Source organism: Dictyoglomus thermophilum H-6-12, assembly GCF_000020965.1.
GTDB classification, from domain to species: Bacteria; Dictyoglomota; Dictyoglomia; order Dictyoglomales; family Dictyoglomaceae; genus Dictyoglomus; species Dictyoglomus thermophilum.
Genome location: NC_011297.1, coordinates 1,173,119 through 1,196,795 on the forward strand (window position 1 = coordinate 1,173,119; position 23,677 = coordinate 1,196,795).

The window sequence follows — 23,677 nt, forward strand, 5'->3', positions numbered from 1 at the left end:
CAAAAACACCTCCTCTTCTAACCTAAGTAATAATAAAACCAATATTTTCTTCTTCTAAAATATTTCGCTAAAATAAAACCAAACACAAACCCCCCAATATGTGCCCACCAAGCTATACCCCCGCTAATATCAATTAAGAGCGAAAATAAACCTGAGGAAACCTGAAGTAAAAACCAAAGTCCTATATACAAAAATGCAGGAATGTAAATAAAATCAATAAAGAAAATAAAGAAAGTAATGGTCAAAACTCTTGCTAAAGGGAAATATCTCATATAGGCTCCCAAAACCCCTGCTATTGCTCCACTTGCTCCTATAGCGGGAATATAAGGATTACTACTGAAAAAGACCTGAGTTATTCCTGCTAAAATTCCTGACAAAAGATAAAAAATTAAATATCTAAAGTGTCCCATAGCATCCTCCACATTATCTCCAAAGATATACAGATAAAGCATATTACCAATAACATGAGACCACCCACCATGTAGAAACATAGAAGTAAAAAGGGTTAAAATACCATGCGGAAGCAGAGCTATGTTAAAAAACCTATAAGGTATCACACCATATTTAAATATTATGTTTTCCAAAACCCTTTGTGGCAAAGAGATTTCCCATAAAAATACAAGAATATTTGAAATAAGAAGAATTGTATTAACTATAGGATACCTTCTTGATGGAACATCATCTTTTAAAGGAATCATTTGTCTTATTTTAACCTCGCTTCAATAAAGCTTAGCAAACTTAAAAAATCGCTATTGCTTCAATTTCAATTTTTACATTCTTAGGTAAAGCGGAAACTTGTACAGTTGATCTTGCCGGAAAATTACTGGAAAAATATTCTTTATAAACCTCATTCATCTCAGAGAATTCTGATAAATCCACCATAAATACGGTAGTTTTTACTATATTGTTTAGACTTCCACCTATAGATTCTAATATAGCCTTTATATTTTCCAAAACTCTCCTTGTCTGTTCCTTTATCCCCCCTTCTACTATATTTCCTGTTTCTGGATCAATAGGAATTTGCCCAGAAATGAAAACCATATTTCCAACTTTCACTCCTTGAGAATAGGGACCAATAGCAGCAGGAGCCTTAGAAGTTGAAATTATCTCTTTCATATTTTACCCCCTTTACAATAAGCATCTAAAAATAATTTTAACTTACTAAAAGCCAAAAATCTATGGCTGTATTTATTTTTCTCAGACTTGTCTATTTCTCCAAAAGTTTTATCAAGAAGCGGAAAATAAAATATAGGGTCATAACCAAACCCCTTTTCACCTTTTGGCTCATAGGCAATATATCCTTCTACTTTTCCTCCCGTGATGATTTTTACATCCTCTTTCATATCATAAAATACAGCTTTACATATAAATCTTGCTTTTCTATCTTCCCAAGGAGTATCTTTCATCTTCTCTAAAACCAGACTTATCTTTTCTTTATATCCCACATTTCCACCAAATCTTGCGGAATAAATCCCTAATTCCCCTTGTAGAGCGTCAATTTCAAGACCTGAATCCTCAGCAATTACAGGATAGCCCGTAATCTCAGCAACATATTTTGCTTTAATAAAAGCATTCTCTTCATAACTTTTTCCTGTTTCTTCAGGAAGATCCATATCAAATTCCAATTCTTTCAAAGTTTTTATTTGATCTTTATATTCAGAAAGAATCTCTAATATCTCTCTCACTTTACCTTCATTTTTTGTTGCTAATACAATAATTCTCTTATCCATACCTACAAAAGACCAAGAGCCTTCTTTTGTATCTCAATTAACTTCATAATACCCTGTTTAGCAAGGTTAAGCATCTGCTGAAGTTGCTCGTAAGTAAAAGGAGTCTTTTCAGCTGTTCCTTGAATTTCAACAAACTTACCACTCTCTGTCATAACTACATTCATATCAACTTCTGCTCTCATATCCTCATTAGCAGAAAGGTCAAGAAGTATTTCACCATCTACAATTCCAACACTCACAGCAGCCACAAATTCTTTTATAGGTATCTCTTTTATAACTCCATCTCTCTTTAGTTTCTCTAAAGCATCATAAAGGGCTACAAAAGCACCTGTTATAGCAGCAGTTCTTGTACCTCCATCTGCTTGAATTACATCAGTATCAATCCATATTGTTCTCTCACCAAGCTTACTAAAGTCAATAACTGCCCTTAACGACCTACCTATGAGTCTCTGAATTTCTTGAGATCTTCCATTAATTACTCCTTTAACTACATCTCTAACTTTTCTCTCTGGGGTTGAGCCAGGAAGCATTCCATATTCAGCTGTTAGCCAACCTTGGTTTGTACCTTTGAGAAACGGAGGCACCTTCTCTTCCATAGAGACCGTGCATATAACTTTTGTTTCTCCCATCTCAATTAAGACAGAACCTAAGGGGTATTTCAAATATTTTCGCGTTATCTTTACAGGCCTTAAATCTACATTAGATCTTTTATCAATCCTTATCATATCTACCTTCCCTTTCTTTAAGTTTATTAACTATTTTATCATATTCCTCTATATCAACGAATCCAACGAGCAAGTAATCTCCCTCTTCTTCATCAAAGATAAGATCAGGATATAGACAAAACTCTCTTATCTCCTTCGTATTTTTTACATGTAGTCTTGGACCTGTACAGGATATAATACGATCACCTATCTTAATATGCTGCCTATCCACATAAGACACTTCTATACCACTCTCAATGTATTTTTTAACCTCTTCTTCTATTTCAGAGGGATCTATCTTAATTTTTTCTCTCAATCTTATTACAAATCCATGTCTAACATCGCTATGCCCTTCAATATAACGAAAATACCCATGATCTTCTAAGACCATTCCCGTTAGATCCTCAGCAGTATGGGCTTGTAACCTATACTTCAAAGAAGTAAAAACAATTTTAACAATATCTTCTGGTAAAGGACCAAAAATATTTGGCCTTGAGACAATAACTTCCTCACCTATACCTATAAGTAGATCCGCATTTCTTTTTATATAAGGATAAATCAACTCAAAATGTTCACAGACAATTTTTTTATCTTCCTCTAATGCTTTCAAAATTGCCTCGGCTATGAGATATATAGGATAAAAGGCCAATTCGAATCTTATATCGACATGATATATATATTCATAAAATTTTCCCCTCTCATAATCCTCAAGAAGAGGTAAAGGTCTTCTATATACTCCCTCATCATCATTTGTTAAATTAAGCCCAGGGAACATTCCTCTAATTAAAAGAGATTTGCCTGAACCAGAATCACCTATTAATCCTATCAATTTATCTTCGTGGGATAGAAAATTTTGACCAATAACAGACCCAAGAAGCTGAAGACGAGCTTCCCCTCTTGGAGCATAATAAACTGCTTCCCTCAGTAGAACCTTAGGATGTATCATCAAATCTCCCAGAAAGAATTCCCTTTAGAATCAATAGCCATCAAAACAGGGAAATCAAGAACCTCTAAATAGTAAACAGCTTCAGGACCAAGTTCAGGAAAAGCCACAACTTTCATACTTTTGATTCTATCCCCTAAATAAGCGCCAGCTCCCCCTACTGTTACAAGATAAAAACCCTTATATTTTCTGATTGCTTCTATTACTTCTCTACCCCTTAAGCCTTTCCCAATAAAACCTTTCACTCCATTTTTCATAAGCTTTGCCACAAAAGGGTCCATTCTTTTACTCGTAGTAGGACCTGCAGATCCAACCACCCTACCAGGAGGTGCAGGCGAAGGTCCCATATGGTAAATAATAATATCTTTTAGATTAATAGGAGGCTTCAGCCCCTTTTCTAGCATATCTACGATCCTCTTACAAGCCTGATCTCTTGCAGAATACAATGCTCCGTTTAACAATATCCACTCTCCTACGCTAATTTCCTCTAACTTACCAATATCTTCAGGAAGATGAATCTTTTTCATAGCTCAATCCACCCATGCCTTACTGCACAACATTGAAGACTTATAGCAAGAGTAAATCCTGCAATGTGCACAGGATAAATCTCTACATTTACCGCTAATGCCGTAGTTTTACCCCCAAGTCCACCAGGACCTATACCGAGAGCATTTATTCTCTCTAAGAGATCATCCTCAAAAGAAGCCCAAAAAGGATCTTGATTATGCTCTCCAATAGGTCTTAACAATGCTTTTTTAGATAAAATTGCAGCCTTTTCTAAAGTACCACCTATTCCAACCCCAACAATTAAAGGTGGACAAGCATTAGGACCAAATAACCTTACATGGTCTACGATCTCATCCATTAACTCTTCTCTTGATATGGTAGGAAGCAAATTCTTTACCGCGCTTGCATTCTCGCTACCAAAACCTTTAATCAATACGTATATCCTTAACTTATTCCCATTAACTATATCATAGTGAATAACAGCAGGAGTATTATCTTCTGTATTAATCCTTCTTAAAGGATCCTTAACTACAGATTTTCTAAGAAAATCATTCACATAAACCGTTCTTACCGCATTATTTATAACATCTTCTATACTCCCACTAATACATAATTCTCTACCAATTTCTACAAATGCTACCACCATTCCACAATCCTGACATAAAGGAAGTTTCTTCTCTTTTGCAATTTTCGAGTTTTCTATAAGAATATCAAGAACGATCTGAGCATTTTTGTTATCTTCTTTCTTCCTTGCCTCTACCAAAGCGCTCTCTACATCCTTAGGAAGGGAAAAATTTATTTCTTCTATTAACTTCACCAGCTCTTTATAGATTTCTTCTTGAGTGATTACTCTAAACATCTAATTCCACCCCTAAAAGGGGAGCATGTTGCTGCGCACCATATACGTCAGTATCACCTGGACTTCCTGACGGAACCTTCCTTTTTATATTAGCCTTCACAGCATTTACAGGATCAAAATATATTACAGAAATAACATCTTCTATATCTATTCCATAAATCTCAGCCCACCACTTTTTTGAAAAATAATCTAGCTCTTTTAGCTTGTGATATATATGGGGATCCTTGAAGATGATATCTATAGTCAATATGAAAGGACCACTATTTTTAGTACGTATTACTTTTGCTAAATCCATTAACTTATATCTCATAACTAAACCTCTACAATCTTTATGGGAAATTCACAATCTTCAGGTTTTATGAGATGGTAGATTCCAAATTCATAGACTTCCCCCCAAATAGTCTCTGAGGGAGAGAAAGGAAAAGCAAGATTTCCAGCAGTAGAAATTCTATTTTCATACCCATAATGAAGAAGCGAAGACCTCAAAAAACCAACTATTGTTTTCACATGGTCTTGATCTTTACCAACAACTTCAATGACAATACCAAGCTCATGAGACAATTTTTTTTCTTTTTCCCAATCCCCCATAACACCATTTTTTCCATAAACGTGGAAAAATATATTATAATCTTCATTTAGGGTTTTAAAATTTTCTTTTAAAAGAATTTTTTGTTTTTCTAAGACCTCATCTATTTGAGAAATCATGATAGGATCCCTAACACCTGCTATACATACTCCTCTTATACCAAGATACTTCGCTCCTTCTATTTTAATCCATTTTTCTTCAAACTCTACAAATTTCGATCCTTTTACCAAAACAGTTCTATCATCTTTCTGTATAAACACTGATTGGGTAAGATCAATAATTCCATCAGGACCGACCAGATGATAAGGATCACTCTTTTCATATAAAGTATGAGCAGCAACTGACAGAACAGTACATCTTCTATTTTCATTCAAAGGATAAACCTCAAAATGGTCCTCAAAAATGACCCCCATAAGTCCATCCCTTCCACTACCAGGTTCGGCAGCAATCGCTCCACACTCAAGAATTTTTCCTAAATGATATGAAAGACCTTTTGAATATCCTTTATAAATTGGAATTGCGGAAAAGGGTGCTGGATCGTAGCTTCTTCCAGCTAAGATAATATTTACACCTTTTTCATAAGCTTCGATAAAAGGTGAAATACCTATTTGCGCTACAATATTAGTTATACCGTCAAGACCTTCTAAAGTCAGCTTTGATGATCCATCAAGTTCTCTAATTTTATTTTCTAATATGGCTTTTCTGACAATATTTTTATCAACATCGCTATATATTTTAGCAATTTTAGCCTTAAGATTATTAGCTTCTAAAATCTCCTTGACTATATCAAAGGTCCAATCTAAGGAAGACTTTGTACCACATCCCCCCGAACTTCCAACTAGTAATGGAATATCAAGTTTTAAAGACATTTTTATTAAATACTCTAAATCTCTTTTGGTAGCTTCTCTGTCAACAAAAGAAATGCCTTTTCCTAAATAATAAGGCCCAGGATCCGTTGAACCTGCGTCCACAGCTATAACATCTGGCTTTTCTGAAAAAGCCTTATAGTAAGTCTCTTCAGGAAAACCGTAGCCTAAAATAGCTGTAGGAGAGAATATTTTAATCATCTATTACATTTAGTCCTTTCCTCTTCAATATCCTTAAAGTTCTCATCATCTCATTGTAAACAATCATAAGCCCCTCATCTACACCCATTCCTGGCTTTGCCAATATTTGGTCCGCCTGAGTTGCTAATGCAACATGGACAGAAACTTGAGCAGATCTATCAGTTTCGTTACAACTACCGCCTAAATATGCCCCTATATTGTTTTCCTTGCAATAAAGAACAGCCTCAATAGAGTTGTGTATGCTACCTAATACAGGAGTCTTTATCTGGATCATATCTACAGCTTCTGCCTTTATGAAATCTTTAATATCATTCAAACTATTGCACCATTCATCTGCCACAATATCTACCTTTATACCTTTCTCCTTTAATTTTTTTCTAAGTTTGCTTAAAAATTCTATTTGCAACTCTTTACTTTCCATATCCACAGGGCCTTCAATTCTCAACTTATAAGGATAACAAATTTTTTCAAGTCTACCAAGATATTCCGCTATCTCATCTACATTGTATTGAAAAGCAATTCCTATAGTCCCATAAACATCTATATGAAATACAGGATAATAATTATCGCCTCCTAAAATTCTTACTCTTTCTTTTAACCATCCTAAGTATTCAATCAATTTTTCCCCTCGCCATCCTAATTTTGTCTCTACATTATTAATAAGAGCATGAGGTAAAACATCTACCCGCTTAAGGATCATCTTATCTGCATTGATATACCTCTCATCTCCTGACTGAGCAAAGATTGGAACTTTTTTAATTTCAAAATTTAGTGAATACTCATCTCTAATAATTTCTGTCATTGTTTTCTTGTAATATTTTGCAAAAGTATCAAGAATAACTTGGGAAACCCCATATCTTATAGCAGTATGAAGCTTCTTTCCATTAACCCTCAAATCCTCTAATTTTTGACACATCTCTCTAAAACTACTCCACTTCTCATTCATAAGAAACGGAAAAACCACTTTTTCCAAATCTTTTGCTAAATCCCTTGCCTTAAATAGTGGTTCTCTTCCTCCTGCTCCTGAATATTGAATAGCAGCACAATCCCCAAAAGCAATTTGACCATCATCAAGAAATAACATTACTGATATACTCTCCCCTTTTTGCCTTACAGCCTCATATCCTGAGGTTAAAGGAACTCCTCTATAAGCAAAACCGTCCTCTTTAGCTCCTGCTTTTATAGCCCTCTGATCATCAAAATAAAATCCTGAAAGTCCTATCGAATAAAAAGCATCTTTAATCATGACAATTCTCCTAACTATCTAGGCCTTCCTACAAGTCTGCCTTTACTTATAGCATATATATCATCTAAAACCATCTGAAAACTAATCTCCCTTTTTTCATACTTAGCTCTTTCTTCCAGTTTCTTCCTATGAAAACTCTTTATCTCTTCATCAAAAGGTAGATTTCCAAAATCAAAAAATCTTACTGCTCCTTCGTTGTCTCTCACCGGCATTACTCTTCCAAGAGTAAATCTACTTGGAGCAAAGGGAACATCAAGCAAACCAGAAGCAAAAGCCCTCACAGTACCTAATACAAAATCCCCTTCTCCAACAGAATATACTGTATTTAATATGCTTCTCACTTCTCTCTCAATAATATATTCTTCTTCTTGAACTTTATTTTTATCAATAAAATCTTGACAATCTAACATTTGCAGAACCTGCCTTGTATTCCTTAAAGCTGCCGCATTGGCTTCCTTTGATGGAATTCCTACTGCCTCTTGAGGAGTTTTTACTATGATCTTTGTAGCTTTTGATAATACCGCAGGAATTGTACCCAAACTTATTACTGCATATGCTCTAGCTTCGTCCTCTGGAAAACCGCCCATAAAGTGATGTAAAACGGTAGTAATATGTACATCATAATATCCAAAACTTGCCAAATACTCTTTTGTTAATCTATCGAGCACATTTATAGCAGCAGCATCCTGAATAACATTTCCACATTGCCCATACCCTACACTAAAGCTTTTTACCCCTTGTTCAGCAGCAAAAAGAGCCTCTATAATCCCAATACTTATAGAAATAGATGGAGGCACAAGAGTACCTGTCAACGGTCCAAAGGATTCTCTGTTTATTATTACACCATTCTCAGCATAAAGTCCCACAAGGTAATCTACATATTGCCAATATAGAATAGAATTCTCTAAAGAGACATCTTTAGCATAAGGAATATTGTATGTAATACCGCCCCCCTCAAAAGAGGTAAATCCAGCCGCCAAGGTAATCTCTGCAAGTAATCTTGCATCTGGCGTTCCATGTCTAATCTCTACAGGTACATCAACGCTTTCTATTATTTCTCTACAGGCCTTAACTCCATAATTTACCGCTGGGAAACCGTTAAGTAATGACTTGCCTTCTCTTAAACTTTCCTCAATGCCAATCTGAGCCTCCCTATACCTATTTTGTCTAGTATAACTATCAATAGTAGTAGGTAATATATCTGCACCACCCTCTTTTTGAAGATATTGCAGTAGAAGAATATGCTCTCTCAATATAGGAACTCCTGCCCTAGGTTGTAACAAGGTTCTTTTTTCTTCATCAGCCTTTTTCAAAACATAATCTGCATATTTCTCCTTAGGTAATGACTTTAAATATGATACTGCTTCTTCAAAATTCACCTCTTTTCCAGTCTCCCAAGAATTTAAGACTTCCTCTCTCATTTTTAGAAAATAATTATGATCCCATTTTTTGTTCTTCAAAACCATAATAATCCCCCATTTTCTCTACATATCTATAAATAAGCTCTTTAGCCTTCTCTTTATCAATTTCAGAAATTACACCTATAGAGAACAATATGTATTCTTTATCAATAAATATCTCTGAAGAAACAGGTTTTAAAACAAAAGGTTCATCCTTGGAATAAACAGCTCCTTTTATTATCATTTTTTTATGAGGATTATAGATTAAAGGTCCACCAGTAAATAATAAATTTTTCACTTCTCTCAAATCTTTTCCATATTGAAAATATAAAGTCCCCATAGGAGTATAGACCACTTCTATATGCCCCACATGCCTTTCCACACTTATTTTTACAGCAAAATAGGCAAGTACTGCGTCAAAATACAAATCCTCATTGTCTTTAGGTATAAACCCAGTATTCTTAGTCAGGAAATATGCCTTCTCTTTAGGATTTATTCTTGATGTATCTAAAAATCTCTTTAACTCCTTCTCATCAACTACTTCCAATAGAGATAAAGCAGAAACTCTTACACCAAGATCTCCTTCTACACTTCTCTTTACTCTTGGATCTTTTAATCCCTTCCACACAACTCCTGCCTGAGTCGGTGCTCCCTCAGCTACAGAACAAACATCAGTGGTGGCTCCTCCTACATCTACAAGTAAACTTTCTCCATAAATATCCGCAAATACTTCTAAACCTTTTAAAACTGCAAGAGGGGTAGGCATTACTACACCCTCGATAATTTCTTTAACTTTATCAAGTCCTTTTGCGTGAATGATATTTCGAAGAAAAATCTCCCTAATCAGCTCTTGAACTTTATCAATATTGATCACACCATACTCTGGCATTACATTTTCTGTAATGTATATTTCTTTATTACTTCCTTTAAAAATTTTTTCTATCTCATCCCTTAAATCTTTATTTCCAGCATAAATAAAGGGTACATTTAAGGGTAGGGTAGAGAGTTTTTTAGCATTTATCAGGGGATAATAGCGATTTCCACCATCTGTTCCACCTGAAAGGATTATTATGTCAGGTTTTAAAGAGGAAATTTCTTCAAGATCAGCTTTAGTAAGTTCGTAAGCATACACCTTTAATACTTTTCCTCCTGCAGAAAGCGCAGCCTTTTTAGCAGCTTCAGCCGTTAGATCAGGAACAAGTCCAATAGCAACTATCTTTAAACCTCCAGCAGCACTACTAGTAGCTCTTTTTATCTCAAAGTCTCTAATATCATATCCTGTCTGGACTTTTATTTCATCTATTACTTTACTTAAACCTATATTCACATCCTCATTCACAGTAGAAGGATGTTTCGCTTTACCTATAATTTCACCCTTATCAAGATCGTATGCCACACCTTTTGTGAAGGTACTACCAATATCAAATATTAATGCCTTCATATCTTTATTCCAATTCTAAATCTTTTTTCAAATCTCTAATTACTTCTTCGGGAGAAGTTTTGGGAGGATAAACCCTATGAAATCCCAAATCTTTGAACTTCCTTTCTACTTCACTCCAATCCTTTTGCCCTACCCCAAGATTGCCACCTATATAAAGAATTATATTTTCAAGTCCTGCTTCTTTTAATTTTTCCTTAAATCCTCTACAATCAAGTTCTGCATGACCATAAAGAGATGAGACTAAAATAGCCCTCGCCCCAGATTCTATGGCAGCTTTTATAAAATCCTCTTGGGAAGATAGAACTCCGATATTGACCACATCAAATCCTGCGTTCCTTAAAACATAATCAAGAATCCTCAATCCCACAGCATGAACATCTGCTCCAATAACCCCTAAAACAACAGTTCTCTCCCCCATATAAATCACCCTCTTATAAGATTATAGATCAGTACTGCTGTATCATAGAGATTATCTATACTAATACGTTCTTCCTTAGAATGTGCATTTTCCATTCCTATACCTACATTTATCGTTCTTATTCCATAAGAGTTTAAAATATTAGCATCACTTCCACCCATAGTATAAGTTAGTTCAACTTTCTTTCCCATGTTATTTAAAACTCTTACTATCCTTCTTACAACCTCTTCATTTTCATCAATACTAAATCCCTTGTAAAGATTTTCTTTCCTTAAATCATATTTAGCACCTTTTTCTATCATTTTACGAAGTTTTTCTTCAAATTCTTGCCACAAAGAGTAAATTCTATCCTCATTAAGACTTCTAAATTCACCTTCCAAATATACCTCATCGGGCACTATGTTTGTAGCTCTACCACCTCTTATAATCCCTACGTTCGCAGTAGTAAAATCATCGACCCTTCCCCAAGAAAATTTAAGCAAAAATTCAGAGGCTAATAATATAGCATTTATACCCTTCTCAGGCGAAGTTCCTGCATGAGATGCTCTACCATAAATAGTAAGATAAAACCTATCATGAGTTGGTGCCCTTAGTATAAGAGTCCCAACTTCACCTTCCCCATCAAACACATAACCCTCTTGCGACTTTATTAAAGAACGATCTACATTTTTAGCTCCAACAAGCCCAATCTCCTCTCCGATGGTAAAAAGAAACTCAACCCTTCTTGTATTCTCACTTCTTTCTCTTATAGTTTGTAAAGCTTCTATTATTGCTGATATTGCCGCTTTATCATCAGCCCCTAAGATCGTATTTCCATCACTCACAATATATCCATTAGCTATCTTTGGACTTATATTCTCTCCAGGAGAAACAGTATCCATATGAGCCGAAATTAGAATTGGATCTCCATCTCCCTCAAGATAAGCATATAAATTTCCAGAATTTCCACCCAGAATCTTTCCAGCGTTATCCTCCACAACTCTTAATCCTAAATCTTCAAGTTTACTTTTCAGAAAAGAGGAAAAATCTCCTTCTTTTAAGGAAAGAGAAGAAATCTTAACCAAATCCATAAAAGTATTAATTAATCTATCCTTTGATAACACTTATATCCCTCCTGTCTAAAGACACTTTCTTAACAGTCCAGTTAGTCCCCAGGAGTTTATTAAGAATAGCCTGGAATTCCTCAGCCTCGCCAGTTACAAAAATTTCCACATTCTTCTCATCAATACTGTTAGTTTTGCTTAAAAATCTTACTACCTCTAAAGAGGGATCAACTATAAAGAGATTTGGGTACAGATTTTTAATTACTCCTTTTATGAAGGGAAGATGAGTACATCCTAGAATAAGTCCTTCAATACCATTCTCTACTAAAGGATCAGTACATTTTATTATTTCTTTTTCAATAATTTCACCTTCTACAATACCTTTCTCAATAGTTTCTAATAGAGGCCCCTCACTGCAAGACTGAACATAAACCTCAACATTTTTTGAAATTCTTTCATGAATTAAGTTAGGATATATATTACTTTCTTTTGTTCTTTTTGTAGCTAACACTCCTACTTTCTTAAAAGTATAACTTTTAATACCCTCTATAGCTCCTAACACAATACTATGAATTTTTATATCTCTAAAATTATCTACCAGAAAATCATAAGCTACTGAGGATGCGGTATTACAAGCCACAATCACCTCTTCCACGCCAAAGTTTTTAAAAAAACTTACTATTTCAAAAACTCTTTCTTGAATAAACTCTACAGGTTTAATCCCATAAGGAAAATACTTTGTATCCCCTAAAAAATAGACTTCATCGGCTAAATTATTGAAGTAAACCTCCTTAAGAACCGAAAGGCCACCAACACCAGAATCTAAAATACCTATTTTACTCATTTTTACCTCCCTCGAAATATTTTTCTACTGCTTCTATTATTTTATCTATTAATTTGTCTTGATAATCCTCATTTAATAATAAACTTCTATCAACATCATTAGTAATAAATCCCATCTCAATAATAACAGAAGGAATAGGCACACGAGAGAGAACATAAAACTTACCCTTAATAGCCCTTCGTACTACAAATCCATTAGAATTAAAAATATCAACAATAGTCTTTACCAAACCCTCCGAAAGATCATTAGCATAGCATACTTCTATACCTCTTACATCAGACGAAAAAGCAGCATTAGTATGTATACTTATTAGAATTGACGAAGCTAACAGGACATTATCCAAATTTATTTTCTTATTGATAAAACTAACTCTATCATCTAAAGATAAGCTAATATCATTTTCTCTAAGAATATACACTATATATCCTTTATTTCTTAGCTTTTCTGCAAGCTTTAAAGAAACCTTGAGATTTATATCCTTCTCTTTAATATCTCCATATATTGCTCCAGGATCCGATCCCCCATGTCCAGGATCAATAAAAACCGTATATCTAGTAGAATTCTTCTCTGTTAAGGAGTTATTATTTGATAGGTTTTCTTCTTTTTTAGGAATCCTAAAAGAAATCTTCAACGTATTTGAATATACCTCTTCGGTTAAATAAACAGTGTCAGTATATGTTTCAAAAACAATCCTCAGCTTACGGGAATCTTCCAATTTTTCCCCGATTCTTACTAAATTAACAGGTTCTTTCTGAATAGAGATACTAGTATATGTTAGTGCTGATTCAGCATCTAAGACATCATAGTAATACCTTGGAGGGTTAGGAAGGAAATTTTTAGTATAGGTAAAGGTATCAGAAAAGATCAAAAAAAAATTTAAAGTATTATCTTCCTCCTTCCATGTCATATCAGAAAGTTTCACGAAATTTTTACTATCATTTTTTTCTTCATCTCCCCCATATTTTAATGGAAATTCTAATATCAGTTTTCCTAATTCCTTTTTTATATTCGGTTCTAAAACTTGTTTCTTGAATTCGATGACTACTCTTACTACGTATGGAGCCACAGTAAACTGAGAATATCTTATACTTTTTATGTATGGATCATTTAACTTCACTTCTCCTTTGTTGTCAATAAAAACTACACTTTGGAGATCTAACACAAAGCGTGGAGGAGAGTCTAAATTTAAAGTGTTAAAGTTTATCTTGGATTTTCCTCTCAGATTTATCGTTAATACGCCCTTTGAATATTTCACGCCAGATAATTCGTTTACTATGTAAAGAATGTTATTTTTCAGATAAACTCTATATCCCAAAAGCCTATAGAAGGAAGAAAGAGGAAAATAGACAGTGTTATCTTCTTTTAAAAGAGGATTTATCAGAGCTGCAGATTTTCCATACAAAGATACTTTTTTTTCTCCTATTTTAGCTACGAAAAATTCATTATTAGACTCGTAGAAATAAACTTTATCATCAATTTGTTTATAAAAATAGCCAAAAGTTGAAGAGAATAAGGGTAAAGGAATATAAATATCGTTATTTATCTCCTTAAGGGTGGTAAGAATTTTAACTCTTTCTCCTAAATAGTCGATTTCGAGAAAGGATAATTCATTACCAAGGATATAATTGCTAACTAGTAAAAACAAAATAAAAAACAAAACAAATGACCATTTCCTACAGTGCATTCTCTTAATAACGCTTCCTTTCCCACTATAAACTTCATTTTAATATTTTTGGTGGAGGCGGCGGGAGTCGAACCCGCGTCCAGAGAGCAAGAATCAAAAGCCTCTACAAGCTTAGCGGGAGTTTTAACTTTTCGGCACTTACAGACTCCCTCCCGCAGGATTCTGTAAGCACCTATCCCCTACATCTTTCCCTTCCTTAGGGGAGTCGGAAGGGGCAGCTGGCTCATTATGACACCCTTCTAACCCTGCCAGCCCGGGTTAGAAGAGCGTAGCTGCTAAATTAAGCAGCTAATGCTAAATTTGTGTTGGCACTTCTTTTTTGCCGTTGTTTTACGAGGTAACGGCACCTCGGCTTGCAGCTTTTGATCCTTGTACTCCCTGTCGAAACCAATCGCCCCCACTAATATTTTAACTTATATAATCTCTCCAATTCACGTCTTTCTTCTCTTTCTGCTATATCTCTTCTTTTATCGTAAAGCTTCTTACCCTTTGCAAGACCCAATTCTACCTTTGCCCAACCCCGCTCGTTAAAGTATATAGAAAGTGGTATCAAAGTCAAGCCTCTTTCTTTTACTTTCCCTACCAGATATGCAATCTCATCTTTATTGAGAAGAAGCTTTCTCGGTCTCTTAGGATCATGATTATAAATATTTCCATGTTCATAAGGACTTATATGCAAATTATAAATCCAAACCTCACCATTTTTAACATCTGCATAACTATCTTGCAAACTCACCTTACCGTTCCTAAGAGATTTAACTTCGGTACCCGTCAGAGCTATTCCAGCCTCAAAGGTCTCTAGGATGGAATAATCATGTCTTGCTTTTCTATTAACCGCTACAATCTTTTTTCCCTTTGCCATTTCCGATATTAATTATATCAAATTTTATTCAGAATATCCAAAAGGATGCTTTTTCATCCAATTCCAAGCAGTTGAAATCATGGTTTCCAAATCATTAAATTTAGGTTTCCATTTAAGATTCTTTTTTATCTTATTAGAACTCGCAATAAGTACCGCAGGATCCCCTGGTCTTCTCTGTCCTTCCTTAACTGGGATCTTTTGTCCTACAACTTTTTCAGCAATACTGATTACTTCCCTCACCGAATATCCTCTCTCGTTGCCCAAATTAAAAATTTCTGAGCTCATCCCATCAAAGAGCGCCTCTAAAGCAAGAATATGAGCTTCAGCCAGATCTACTACATGAATATAATCTCTTATACATGTACCATCAGGAGTTGGATAATCAGTTCCATATATCTCCACATACTCCCTTTGACCTAACGCAGTCTTCAAAACTATAGGTATTAGGTGAGTTTCAGGTCTATGATCTTCACCAAGCTCTCCTTCAGGATCTGCTCCTGCAGCATTGAAATATCTCAAAGAAACGTATTTAATGCCATATATTCTGTCATACCAATTAAGTATTTCTTCGAACATTAACTTAGAAGAACCATAGACATTAGTAGGATTCTTAGGATGATCTTCGGGTATCGGAATTACTTGAGGTTCCCCATAAACAGCAGCGGTAGAAGAAAAGATAAAGTATTTTATGTTATGATCTTTCATTAGTTCTAATAGATTTAAACCGCCCAATATATTATTCTCGTAATACTTGAAAGGCTCTCTCATAGACTCACCTACAGTACTTAGTGCAGCAAAATGCATTATCGCATCAATCTCATATTTTTCAAAAACACCTTTCAAAAGATTTTTTTCCTTTAGGTCTACGTTTTCAAAATAAGGTGTTAGAACTGCTTTTTTATGACCTTTTTGTAAGTTATCAAGCACTACAACTTTATAACCTTTTTTAAGTAGCTCTTTTACCACATGACTTCCTATATATCCTGCTCCACCTGTAACGAGTATAACTCCCATAACTACCCTCCATTTTTCTTATAAAACTCTCTTATAGATTCGATTACATAATATACCTCTTCATCAGTAAGTTCAGGCCACATGGGTAGTGCTAATACCTCTTCACTTGCCTTTTCTGCCTCAGGAAAATCACCCTTCTTGTATCCTAAATCCTCATAGCATTTTTGCAAATGTAATGGCAATGGATAGTATATTGCTGTTCCAATACCCTTAGAAGCCAAATAATTTTGAAGTTCGTCTCTCTTTTTTACCCTTATTACATACTGATGATAAACATGTTTTAAATAAGGCTTTTCTTCTGGAACTATTATGTCCAACTCTTTCAAGTTTTCAGAATATATTCTTGCAATTTCTCTCCTTCTCTCTATCCAAGAATCTAAATACCTTAATTTTACTCTTAATATTACTGCTTGAATTTCATCCAATCTGCTATTATGACCTATCATTTCATGATAATACTTCTTAGAACTACCATGTACCCTCAAAAGTTTGGCTTTTTCATAAACTTCTTCGTTGTTAGTAGTAATAAGACCACCATCTCCATAGCCACCTAAATTTTTTGTAGGAAAAAAGCTAAAACAACCAGTATCTCCAATACTACCCGCCTTTTTCCCTTTGTACTCCGCACCTATTGCTTGGCAAGCATCTTCAACAATAAAAAGATCATATTTTTCTGCAAGATAAGTTAAATCATCCATTTCAGCCATTTGACCAAAGAGGTGTACAGGGATTATCCCTTTTGTCTTAGGAGAAATAGCATCTTCAACTTTCTCTGGATCTATGTTATAAGTAACAGGATCGATATCTACAAAAACTGGTTTCGCCTTCAACAAGGATATTACCTCTGAAGTAGCGAAAAAAGTAAAGGGAGTAGTTATGACCTCATCCCCTTCTTTTATTCCTAAAGCTTCTAAAGATATAAGCAGAGCATCAGTACCCGACGCAACACCCAAACTATATTTTGTATTACAATAATTAGCCAGTTCTTTTTCCAACAAACTAACATTCTCCCCTAAGATAAATTGACCTTTTGAAAATGTCTGTTCTAAAAGAGGCAAAAGTTCATTCGAAATTTTCTTATACTGTCTAGTCAAATCAAAGGCTGGAATTTTCATTTTATCCTCCTATTCTCTGCCACTCCTTCTTAAAATTTTCCCAAAAATTAAGGAAAAAGGCTAAAAATACCCCTAAAAATACACTACTCACTCCCGCTATAAGAACATTCAAAACAGTGGAAGGTTTTGATTTTTTTAAAGGTGGCACAGCAGGATCAAGAACTGAAACTACAGCTACTTCTTTAGTTTCATCAATTTTTGCTTGCTCATATTGAGAAAGAAGCATAGTATAAATAGTCTCCTGAACTTTCACATCTCTCAGAAGTTTAGATAATGTAAGACCAAGCTCCGGTAATTTAGAAAGTTTACTCTGATACTGATCAATAACATCAGAAAGAGCCTTAAGTTTAGACTCATTTACTAAGATACTCATCTGTAGATTGAATAGATCATATAAAGAGGAGTTATTAATAGCCTTATAAACCCTATCAAGTTCCTCCCTGATCACCTTTTTTGTCTCCTCAATAGCATACTTCATAGAAACAACTTTTGGATGTTCTGGACCATAATCAATAGAAAGAAGAGCAAGTTCTGATTCCTGAGAAATCAATTTATTTCTTAGGTCAGAAAGAACAGTAGAGGTAGCAGTAAGAGAGGTAATAGCAAGCAAATCCTTTTGTTGAATTCTTTGTTGATTAACAAGTTCTTTCTTTAAATTTTCAAAATTATCTTTTGATACTTTCAAAGTTATAGCTGTCATCTGTTTTTCCGATTCAAGTTTTGCAAGAGCATCTACTATGGCTTTTGCCTCATCATCAATGCTAAATATTAAATTCTTCTCCTGAAATTCCTTCAGTTTATTTTCTGCTTGATCTAAATCTTTTTTAACTCTCTCTATCTGTTTTTCCAAGAACTCCTTTGTTCTCTTTGCAGTATATACTCCAAGAGAAGCATTTATAGTACTCAAAGCCTCAACATAAGTATTAGCAATATCAGCAGCCAACTTAGGATCTTTAGCCTCTGCAGTTATAGTAATGGTGTTTTCCTTCTCATTAGTTGTTACTTTTATACTGTCCATCAATTGTTTTAAAGCATCCTCATAGGTTTTTGCTTTAAAATAGTCATCAAGTTTTAGTTTTTTAAAAACATACTCAGCAGCAGATCTACTCTTCAGAATAGCAACCATATTTGCTGATGGAGTTGAAGATGTGATTCCAATTGGAATAGGTAAATTTTGGAGAAGAGCACTCAAAGTAGAGGAAGTTCCCGATTGTTGAGGAATTAAAATCACAGTCTTAGCCTCATAAATTTTGGGGGCTAATAAACTATAAACCAATGCTATTAGTACAGAGATTATAAATAATATGATAACTAAAACCCTTCTCTTCCATATAATGTAAAAAAGCTCAGCCAAGCTAATTTCATCCTCATACATTTTTTCTTCGTTCATAACTTCCCCCTATTTTATTTACAAAGCTTTATACACCAAAGTTCCTTCCTCCATATTCCATGCCCTTGAAAAATCTACTCCTCCCCATATTTGTACCGTCTTTACCCCATTTTCTATAGCTCTAATTGCGGACTCAAGTTTAGGAATCATTCCACCAAAAACTTTTTCTTCCTCAATTAATTTCTTAGCCTCCTCTATAGATAACTTATTCAACACCTTATCCTTATCATCTTCTCTCAAAATAACCCCAGGAACGTCGGTACAAAATATTAATCTGTCTACCTTGAGAGAAATACCCAAAGCTAAGGCAGCAGAGTCAGCATTTATATTATAAGAAACACCACTCTCATCCATTCCTAAAGACGTGGTAACTACAACATATCTTTCCTCAAGGAGCCTTCTAATAGGTAAGACATCTACTTCTACAACTTCTCCTACATATCCTAAGTCTATATTATCAATAATTAATTTCTTGCATTTAAATATGGATTTTCCATTTAATCCCAAAACTTTTAACCCTGCTTTTTTTACTTCAGATATAACTTTTCCTTGTATATCTCCTGAAAGGACCATCTCAACTATTTTTAATGTGTTTTCATCAGTTATTCTTCTACCTTTTACAAACTTTGGTTCAAAACCTAGTTTTTCCATCCAAGAATTTATCTCATTTCCCCCTCCATGCAATAAAACAAAATCATAACCCAATTCATAAAGGGTTTTAATAAACGACAAAAAAAGAGAAAGTTTACTTAAAGTATTACCACCAATTTTTACAAGAATTAAACCTTTTCTATCCACGGGTAAGCTTTAATAATACCTCCTGAGATATAGCTTTCAAAGTTTCCATTACTCCTTTTCCTTCGATTGCAACAGCTTCAAAATATTTATACTTTCCTTCAGGATTCAACCTTTGGTTAAGCTCTTCAACACTCACAATATCCGGTAGATCCCTCTTATTATATTGAAAAACGAATGGAAGAGTGTTAAAATCATAACCCACAGCAGCAAGTTCTTTTTTTAGAGCCTCAAATATCCTTACATTCTCTTCTAATCTCGACTTTTGAGAATCCACCACAAAGACAAGACCATCAACACCCCTCAAGATCAATTTTCTACTTGCCTCATATAAAGCTTGCCCTGGTGTAGTATATAATTGAAATCTTAACTTAAATCCCTGTACTGTTCCAAGATCTAATGGCAAAAAATCAAAAAACAAAGTTCTCTCTGTTTCAGTAGCAAGAGAAACAAGCTCTCCACGTCTATCAGGAGAGACCATCTTATAAATCTGTTGTAAATTTACTGTTTTCCCGCTCAAACCTGGGCCACAATAAACAATTTTACAAGTGATCTCCCTTGCAGCATAATTTAAAACCGCCATTTTTCTTCACCTTTCTATATTTTTTTATTTTTTACTTTTTAAAGAAATCCTCTATATCGCTAAAATTAAACTCTGCTTTAGGTATATCCTTTTGTTTTTCCTTAATCTTCTTTATTATCTTTGCAAGATTCTCACAAGCTTTTTGAGCAAAGAGTCTTACCATACCAAGAGTAGTAGAATCATCAAAAATCACAAGCAACAAGACTTGCTTCTCTATATGAGAGATATGAAGGTGATTCCTCTTCCCCTGATGGAAAATTAATGAGAATTCTTCCTCACCCAAGAGTTTTGCAAGCTCTTGAGTAGCAGAAAAAGCTCCTGCAGCTAAAGCAGATATAGTCACAAAATCAAACTGCGAAGCCGTTCCTCTTCCGCCAATAACAGTACCGCTTTTATCTATTAAAAGAGCAGCTTTAGCTTTAGATTCCGCAAGAAATTGACCAAGATATCTCTCTATCTCTTCCTGATCCTCCAATGAAATTACTAGTGATAAAATCTGTTCTCTTTCGTCCATTAATAACCCTCCTTAAAAAAATTTAAAATTTTGTCACTTCTTAACTTGAAAAAAATTATAAATCTTTAAAAAAATATAGTCAAACTTCATTAGACTTCGTCTCTTAGACTTAAAGACTTAAAGGAAGTAGAATTCTTCATAAATAATAACTTAACTGTTCCAGTAGGACCATTCCTCTGTTTAGCTATTATTATCTCCACCTCTTCAGGTAAATCAGACTCCACCTCTGCCTCTTGAGCCTTATAATATCCTTCTCTATAGATAAATATCACCACATCTGCATCTTGTTCAAGCCCACCTGAACCTCTTAAATCTGAAAGTTGAGGCCTCCTTTCAGCTCTGGTCTCCACAGCTCTTGATAACTGAGATATAGCAATAACTGGAACCTCAAGTTCTCTCGCCAAAGACTTAAGCCCTCTAGAAATTTCAGAAATTTGTTGATGTTCACTCTTATCCCTATCTAAAAGTCTTATCAGCTGTAGATAATCCACAATAATAAGAGAAAGCCCTACTTCTGCCTTCAACCTTCTTGCTCTTGCCCTCATCTCAATAACATTTAAGTCAGGCGTATCGTCCACAAAAATAGGCGCCTCTGCTAACTTCCCAAAAGCTCTAGCAAGTTTTGGCCATTCTTGCTCCCGAATTTGTCCCGTTCTCAGCCTATGAATGTCTATCTGAGCTTCAGAACCTAAAAGTCTTAAAGCCAACTGAAAACTAGACATTTCAAGACTAAATATTGCTACTGGTAAATGCTCTTCTAAAGCCACATGCTGTGCAATATTCAAACAAAAAGAAGTTTTACCCATTCCAGGGCGAGCCGCGACTATAATCAAATCTGAAGGCTGAAAACCTCCTGTCTTTCTATCTAAGTCCCAAAATCCTGTAGGAATACCTGTAAAAGGCTTTCCTGTTTGATGAATTCTTTCTATCTCTTTAAAACTTTTTGCAAGCACATCTCTCAGCGGAACCAGGGTCCTAAATCTATGATGCTGAGCTATATCAAAAATCAATTGTTCTGCCTTATCAACCAATAATTCTGGGTTTTCATTTTCCCTATATCCTAAAGAAACTATTTCAGTACCAGCTGAGATCAGTCTTCTTAAAAGTGCTTTTTCTGCCACAATATTAGCATAGTACTCTACATTCGCAGCAGTTGGAACCACATCAAGCAAAGAAGCAATATAAACATTCCCTCCTACCCTTTCCAAAAGATTTCTACTTCTTAGTTCCTCAGTCACAGAAACTAAATCTACAGGAAGACCTTTCTCGAAAAGTTCTACAATAACTCTAAAGATTATTCCATGATGCTCATAATAAAAGCTATCAGGATTTAATATTTCGATAACCTTAGCTATAGCATCTCTTGAAAGAAGCATCGCCCCAAGTACAGCCTGCTCCGCTTCTTCATTATGAGGGGGTACTCTTCCAAGAATATCCTCCTTATTTTTCATAATTATTCAGCCTCAACTAAAATTTTCGCTTTAGCTACAACTTGTGGGTGTAATTTCACCTCAACACTATATTCTCCTAAAGACTTTATAGGTTCTTCAAGATTTATCTGCCTTTTATCTATTTCTATCTTTAGCTTTTTAGAAATTATTTCTGCAATATCTTTACTGGTTATAGATCCAAAAAGTTTCCCTCTTTCTCCTACCTTGGCCTTAATTACAAAAGTTTCTTTCTCAATATTATCTTTCTCTTTTCTAAATCTCTCTAATAATTTTTCTTCCTTCTTTCTTTGAGAAGCTTCCTGCAATCTTAAATGTTCAAGCATTCCTTCATTAACTTCCTGAGCTAATCCCTTTGGGAATAGATAATTTCTTGCATACCCATCGCTTACATCTATTATCTGCCCTTTTTTACCTAGATTGTTTACATCCTTTAGAAGTAGAACTTTTATTTTCTTCATAAAACTACCCCTCTTTTGGTATTATTTTTTCTCTTAAAGGAAAAAATATATCAATAAAACCTGTTATAAATATTATACTCCCAAAAATAGGATTCAAGACAAAAATTATGAAAAGAAGTATTCTTAAAACTATATTTTTTATAAAATATCTCAACAAAATCCAAGCCAAAATATAGCCATTTATAAGTATAAAAAATTGCAAGCATAGAGACAAATTTGAAAGAATTACATCTCTAAGAGGAATATTAATGAAAGCAAACAAGATATATAAAATAAAAATAATGAAAACTAACTTTTTGGGTACTCTTAAATTTTCAAGCTTTGGTAAAGATGGAGCTTCTATTCTGAATCTCTTTAATACTTTCTCTATAATTACATAATTGAGAAAAACCTGAAACAAAGCAGACATTATTAAGAAAGAAGGCACAAAAAGATGTAAATTCTCCATAAATTTATTTTGCATCTCGATATATTCATTTTGGGTATTACCCAAATAATTTTTAAATATCTCCAAAGACTTTTTCCAGCCCTCTCTCATAGCATCAATTCCTATAATCTTTTCAAAGGGCATTTTAAAAAGAACCATAGAGAGATATATACCTAAAAGTTGAAGAGCAAGAAGTAAAATAAAACTCCCTGCAAGAAGCAATTTCAAATTAAATCTCTTAGATAATCCATATCCCAAATATAATCCAAGCAACCCCGAGGGTAGAATAAGAAAAACAGCACTAAAAGGGCTTAATACCAGAGAAAGAATAATAATAGATATAATTAAAGATAAAAAAGATATTCTTAAACCATTTCTATAAGTCAAAATCAAAGATGGCAGAGGAATAAAATAGGTTATAGGAAAAAACCAATAAGATAGCCACGCAAGAACAACATTTATAGCAGTGATCAGACTTCCCTCAACTAATCCTTGAAGTTTTTTATTCATAAACCTCACTCCAAATAATTATTAATACAAAAAACAAGGAGGGCATATATGCCCTCCCTTAAAAATTCTTAAAAAATTCTTCTAAA

26 protein-coding genes and 1 other RNA gene are annotated in these 23,677 nt (G+C 34.4%); all 27 read right to left on the reverse strand.

Features of this window, described 5'->3' with window-relative positions:
- Nucleotides 1-17 precede the first annotated feature (17 nt).
- The 27 genes from DICTH_RS05875 to DICTH_RS06000 all read right to left on the reverse strand — a co-directional run bounded on the left by DICTH_RS05875 (nt 18) and on the right by DICTH_RS06000 (nt 23,591).
- A complete protein-coding gene (locus DICTH_RS05875; protein WP_012548693.1) occupies nt 18-698 on the reverse strand; it encodes a rhomboid family intramembrane serine protease in 681 nt (226 codons plus the stop codon).
- Between the two features lie 40 nt (nt 699-738).
- Nucleotides 739-1,116: a RidA family protein gene (locus DICTH_RS05880; RefSeq protein ID WP_012547454.1), complete on the reverse strand. Its 378-nt coding sequence runs from the start codon at nt 1,114-1,116 to the stop codon at nt 739-741.
- On the reverse strand, nt 1,113-1,730 hold the full coding sequence (rdgB, locus tag DICTH_RS05885) for an RdgB/HAM1 family non-canonical purine NTP pyrophosphatase (protein ID WP_012548051.1): 618 nt from the start codon (nt 1,728-1,730) through the stop codon (nt 1,113-1,115). The genes DICTH_RS05880 and rdgB overlap by 4 nt, the downstream gene beginning before the upstream one ends.
- A gap of 2 nt (nt 1,731-1,732) precedes the next feature.
- Nucleotides 1,733-2,455, reverse strand: coding sequence for a ribonuclease PH (gene rph, locus DICTH_RS05890; protein ID WP_012547707.1), 723 nt, complete (start codon nt 2,453-2,455; stop codon nt 1,733-1,735).
- Nucleotides 2,442-3,380: a hypothetical protein gene (locus DICTH_RS05895; RefSeq protein ID WP_012548380.1), complete on the reverse strand. Its 939-nt coding sequence runs from the start codon at nt 3,378-3,380 to the stop codon at nt 2,442-2,444. Before DICTH_RS05895 ends, rph begins: the two co-directional genes overlap by 14 nt.
- A complete protein-coding gene (locus DICTH_RS05900; RefSeq protein ID WP_012547821.1) occupies nt 3,380-3,904 on the reverse strand; it encodes a FumA C-terminus/TtdB family hydratase beta subunit in 525 nt (174 codons plus the stop codon). The genes DICTH_RS05895 and DICTH_RS05900 overlap by 1 nt, the downstream gene beginning before the upstream one ends.
- Nucleotides 3,901-4,743, reverse strand: coding sequence for a fumarate hydratase (locus DICTH_RS05905; protein WP_012547573.1), 843 nt, complete (start codon nt 4,741-4,743; stop codon nt 3,901-3,903). The genes DICTH_RS05900 and DICTH_RS05905 overlap by 4 nt, the downstream gene beginning before the upstream one ends.
- On the reverse strand, nt 4,736-5,053 hold the full coding sequence (locus DICTH_RS05910; RefSeq protein ID WP_012548438.1) for a DUF4387 domain-containing protein: 318 nt from the start codon (nt 5,051-5,053) through the stop codon (nt 4,736-4,738). Before DICTH_RS05910 ends, DICTH_RS05905 begins: the two co-directional genes overlap by 8 nt.
- A 2-nt stretch (nt 5,054-5,055) precedes the next feature.
- Nucleotides 5,056-6,396 (reverse strand): acyclic terpene utilization AtuA family protein, encoded by a 1,341-nt coding sequence (locus tag DICTH_RS05915; RefSeq protein WP_012547846.1) that lies wholly within the window; start codon nt 6,394-6,396, stop codon nt 5,056-5,058.
- Nucleotides 6,389-7,642 carry a methylaspartate ammonia-lyase gene (locus DICTH_RS05920; protein ID WP_012547215.1) on the reverse strand — a complete coding sequence of 418 codons (1,254 nt, stop codon included), beginning with the start codon at nt 7,640-7,642 and terminating at the stop codon, nt 6,389-6,391. Before DICTH_RS05920 ends, DICTH_RS05915 begins: the two co-directional genes overlap by 8 nt.
- 14 nt (nt 7,643-7,656) lie before the next feature.
- On the reverse strand, nt 7,657-9,108 hold the full coding sequence (locus tag DICTH_RS05925) for a methylaspartate mutase subunit E (protein ID WP_012547019.1): 1,452 nt from the start codon (nt 9,106-9,108) through the stop codon (nt 7,657-7,659).
- Nucleotides 9,077-10,483 (reverse strand): methylaspartate mutase accessory protein GlmL, encoded by a 1,407-nt coding sequence (gene glmL / locus DICTH_RS05930; protein ID WP_012547843.1) that lies wholly within the window; start codon nt 10,481-10,483, stop codon nt 9,077-9,079. The genes DICTH_RS05925 and glmL overlap by 32 nt, the downstream gene beginning before the upstream one ends.
- 4 nt (nt 10,484-10,487) lie before the next feature.
- Nucleotides 10,488-10,901 (reverse strand): methylaspartate mutase subunit S, encoded by a 414-nt coding sequence (gene glmS / locus DICTH_RS05935; RefSeq protein ID WP_012548245.1) that lies wholly within the window; start codon nt 10,899-10,901, stop codon nt 10,488-10,490.
- 5 nt (nt 10,902-10,906) lie between these two features.
- A complete protein-coding gene (locus tag DICTH_RS05940; RefSeq protein WP_012547527.1) occupies nt 10,907-12,004 on the reverse strand; it encodes a M20/M25/M40 family metallo-hydrolase in 1,098 nt (365 codons plus the stop codon).
- On the reverse strand, nt 11,988-12,788 hold the full coding sequence (gene murI, locus DICTH_RS05945; RefSeq protein WP_012547944.1) for a glutamate racemase: 801 nt from the start codon (nt 12,786-12,788) through the stop codon (nt 11,988-11,990). Before murI ends, DICTH_RS05940 begins: the two co-directional genes overlap by 17 nt.
- Nucleotides 12,781-14,472 carry an N-acetylmuramoyl-L-alanine amidase gene (locus tag DICTH_RS05950; protein WP_041723258.1) on the reverse strand — a complete coding sequence of 564 codons (1,692 nt, stop codon included), beginning with the start codon at nt 14,470-14,472 and terminating at the stop codon, nt 12,781-12,783. Before DICTH_RS05950 ends, murI begins: the two co-directional genes overlap by 8 nt.
- Nucleotides 14,473-14,521: 49 nt before the next feature.
- Nucleotides 14,522-14,871: a transfer-messenger RNA gene (ssrA, locus tag DICTH_RS09840) on the reverse strand.
- A gap of 1 nt (nt 14,872) precedes the next feature.
- Nucleotides 14,873-15,334, reverse strand: coding sequence for an SsrA-binding protein SmpB (gene smpB, locus DICTH_RS05955; protein ID WP_012547662.1), 462 nt, complete (start codon nt 15,332-15,334; stop codon nt 14,873-14,875).
- Nucleotides 15,335-15,358: 24 nt separating this feature from the next.
- The gene (gene galE, locus DICTH_RS05960) at nt 15,359-16,348 is read right to left on the reverse strand and encodes a UDP-glucose 4-epimerase GalE (protein WP_012547062.1); all 990 of its coding nucleotides are present in this window, start codon (nt 16,346-16,348) and stop codon (nt 15,359-15,361) included.
- Nucleotides 16,349-16,350: 2 nt separating this feature from the next.
- The gene (locus tag DICTH_RS05965; RefSeq protein ID WP_012547500.1) at nt 16,351-17,463 is read right to left on the reverse strand and encodes a DegT/DnrJ/EryC1/StrS family aminotransferase; all 1,113 of its coding nucleotides are present in this window, start codon (nt 17,461-17,463) and stop codon (nt 16,351-16,353) included.
- A 1-nt stretch (nt 17,464) separates the two neighbouring features.
- Nucleotides 17,465-18,853 (reverse strand): GumC family protein, encoded by a 1,389-nt coding sequence (locus tag DICTH_RS05970; protein ID WP_012548345.1) that lies wholly within the window; start codon nt 18,851-18,853, stop codon nt 17,465-17,467.
- A gap of 18 nt (nt 18,854-18,871) precedes the next feature.
- On the reverse strand, nt 18,872-19,651 hold the full coding sequence (gene argB / locus DICTH_RS05975; RefSeq protein ID WP_012547270.1) for an acetylglutamate kinase: 780 nt from the start codon (nt 19,649-19,651) through the stop codon (nt 18,872-18,874).
- On the reverse strand, nt 19,644-20,231 hold the full coding sequence (locus tag DICTH_RS05980) for a GTP-binding protein (RefSeq protein ID WP_012548460.1): 588 nt from the start codon (nt 20,229-20,231) through the stop codon (nt 19,644-19,646). The genes argB and DICTH_RS05980 overlap by 8 nt, the downstream gene beginning before the upstream one ends.
- Nucleotides 20,232-20,262: 31 nt before the next feature.
- The gene (locus DICTH_RS05985; RefSeq protein WP_012548117.1) at nt 20,263-20,745 is read right to left on the reverse strand and encodes a roadblock/LC7 domain-containing protein; all 483 of its coding nucleotides are present in this window, start codon (nt 20,743-20,745) and stop codon (nt 20,263-20,265) included.
- A gap of 89 nt (nt 20,746-20,834) precedes the next feature.
- The gene (gene dnaB / locus DICTH_RS05990; protein WP_012547282.1) at nt 20,835-22,196 is read right to left on the reverse strand and encodes a replicative DNA helicase; all 1,362 of its coding nucleotides are present in this window, start codon (nt 22,194-22,196) and stop codon (nt 20,835-20,837) included.
- A 2-nt stretch (nt 22,197-22,198) separates the two neighbouring features.
- Nucleotides 22,199-22,654, reverse strand: coding sequence for a 50S ribosomal protein L9 (rplI, locus tag DICTH_RS05995; RefSeq protein ID WP_012547905.1), 456 nt, complete (start codon nt 22,652-22,654; stop codon nt 22,199-22,201).
- Nucleotides 22,655-22,658: 4 nt separating this feature from the next.
- Entirely contained in the window at nt 22,659-23,591 is a 933-nt protein-coding gene (locus DICTH_RS06000) for a DUF2232 domain-containing protein (protein ID WP_012547065.1), read from the reverse strand.
- Nucleotides 23,592-23,677 lie beyond the last annotated feature (86 nt).

Coding starts and splice junctions, on each gene's coding strand:
- rplI (WP_012547905.1), bottom strand. CDS start 22,654: ATGAAGAAAATAAAAGTTCTACTTCTAAAGGATGTAAACAATCTAGGT.
- DICTH_RS05900 (WP_012547821.1), bottom strand. CDS start 3,904: ATGAAAAAGATTCATCTTCCTGAAGATATTGGTAAGTTAGAGGAAATT.
- glmS (WP_012548245.1), bottom strand. CDS start 10,901: ATGGGGGAGAGAACTGTTGTTTTAGGGGTTATTGGAGCAGATGTTCAT.
- rdgB (WP_012548051.1), bottom strand. CDS start 1,730: ATGGATAAGAGAATTATTGTATTAGCAACAAAAAATGAAGGTAAAGTG.
- DICTH_RS05980 (WP_012548460.1), bottom strand. CDS start 20,231: ATGGCGGTTTTAAATTATGCTGCAAGGGAGATCACTTGTAAAATTGTT.
- DICTH_RS05905 (WP_012547573.1), bottom strand. CDS start 4,743: ATGTTTAGAGTAATCACTCAAGAAGAAATCTATAAAGAGCTGGTGAAG.
- DICTH_RS06000 (WP_012547065.1), bottom strand. CDS start 23,591: ATGAATAAAAAACTTCAAGGATTAGTTGAGGGAAGTCTGATCACTGCT.
- DICTH_RS05895 (WP_012548380.1), bottom strand. CDS start 3,380: ATGATACATCCTAAGGTTCTACTGAGGGAAGCAGTTTATTATGCTCCA.
- galE (WP_012547062.1), bottom strand. CDS start 16,348: ATGGGAGTTATACTCGTTACAGGTGGAGCAGGATATATAGGAAGTCAT.
- DICTH_RS05925 (WP_012547019.1), bottom strand. CDS start 9,108: ATGGTTTTGAAGAACAAAAAATGGGATCATAATTATTTTCTAAAAATG.
- DICTH_RS05915 (WP_012547846.1), bottom strand. CDS start 6,396: ATGATTAAAATATTCTCTCCTACAGCTATTTTAGGCTACGGTTTTCCT.
- DICTH_RS05950 (WP_041723258.1), bottom strand. CDS start 14,472: ATGCACTGTAGGAAATGGTCATTTGTTTTGTTTTTTATTTTGTTTTTA.
- DICTH_RS05920 (WP_012547215.1), bottom strand. CDS start 7,642: ATGATTAAAGATGCTTTTTATTCGATAGGACTTTCAGGATTTTATTTT.
- DICTH_RS05965 (WP_012547500.1), bottom strand. CDS start 17,463: ATGAAAATTCCAGCCTTTGATTTGACTAGACAGTATAAGAAAATTTCG.
- murI (WP_012547944.1), bottom strand. CDS start 12,788: ATGAGTAAAATAGGTATTTTAGATTCTGGTGTTGGTGGCCTTTCGGTT.
- DICTH_RS05880 (WP_012547454.1), bottom strand. CDS start 1,116: ATGAAAGAGATAATTTCAACTTCTAAGGCTCCTGCTGCTATTGGTCCC.
- smpB (WP_012547662.1), bottom strand. CDS start 15,334: ATGGCAAAGGGAAAAAAGATTGTAGCGGTTAATAGAAAAGCAAGACAT.
- dnaB (WP_012547282.1), bottom strand. CDS start 22,196: ATGAAAAATAAGGAGGATATTCTTGGAAGAGTACCCCCTCATAATGAA.
- DICTH_RS05985 (WP_012548117.1), bottom strand. CDS start 20,745: ATGGACGAAAGAGAACAGATTTTATCACTAGTAATTTCATTGGAGGAT.
- DICTH_RS05910 (WP_012548438.1), bottom strand. CDS start 5,053: ATGAGATATAAGTTAATGGATTTAGCAAAAGTAATACGTACTAAAAAT.
- DICTH_RS05970 (WP_012548345.1), bottom strand. CDS start 18,853: ATGAACGAAGAAAAAATGTATGAGGATGAAATTAGCTTGGCTGAGCTT.
- DICTH_RS05875 (WP_012548693.1), bottom strand. CDS start 698: ATGATTCCTTTAAAAGATGATGTTCCATCAAGAAGGTATCCTATAGTT.
- rph (WP_012547707.1), bottom strand. CDS start 2,455: ATGATAAGGATTGATAAAAGATCTAATGTAGATTTAAGGCCTGTAAAG.
- glmL (WP_012547843.1), bottom strand. CDS start 10,483: ATGAAGGCATTAATATTTGATATTGGTAGTACCTTCACAAAAGGTGTG.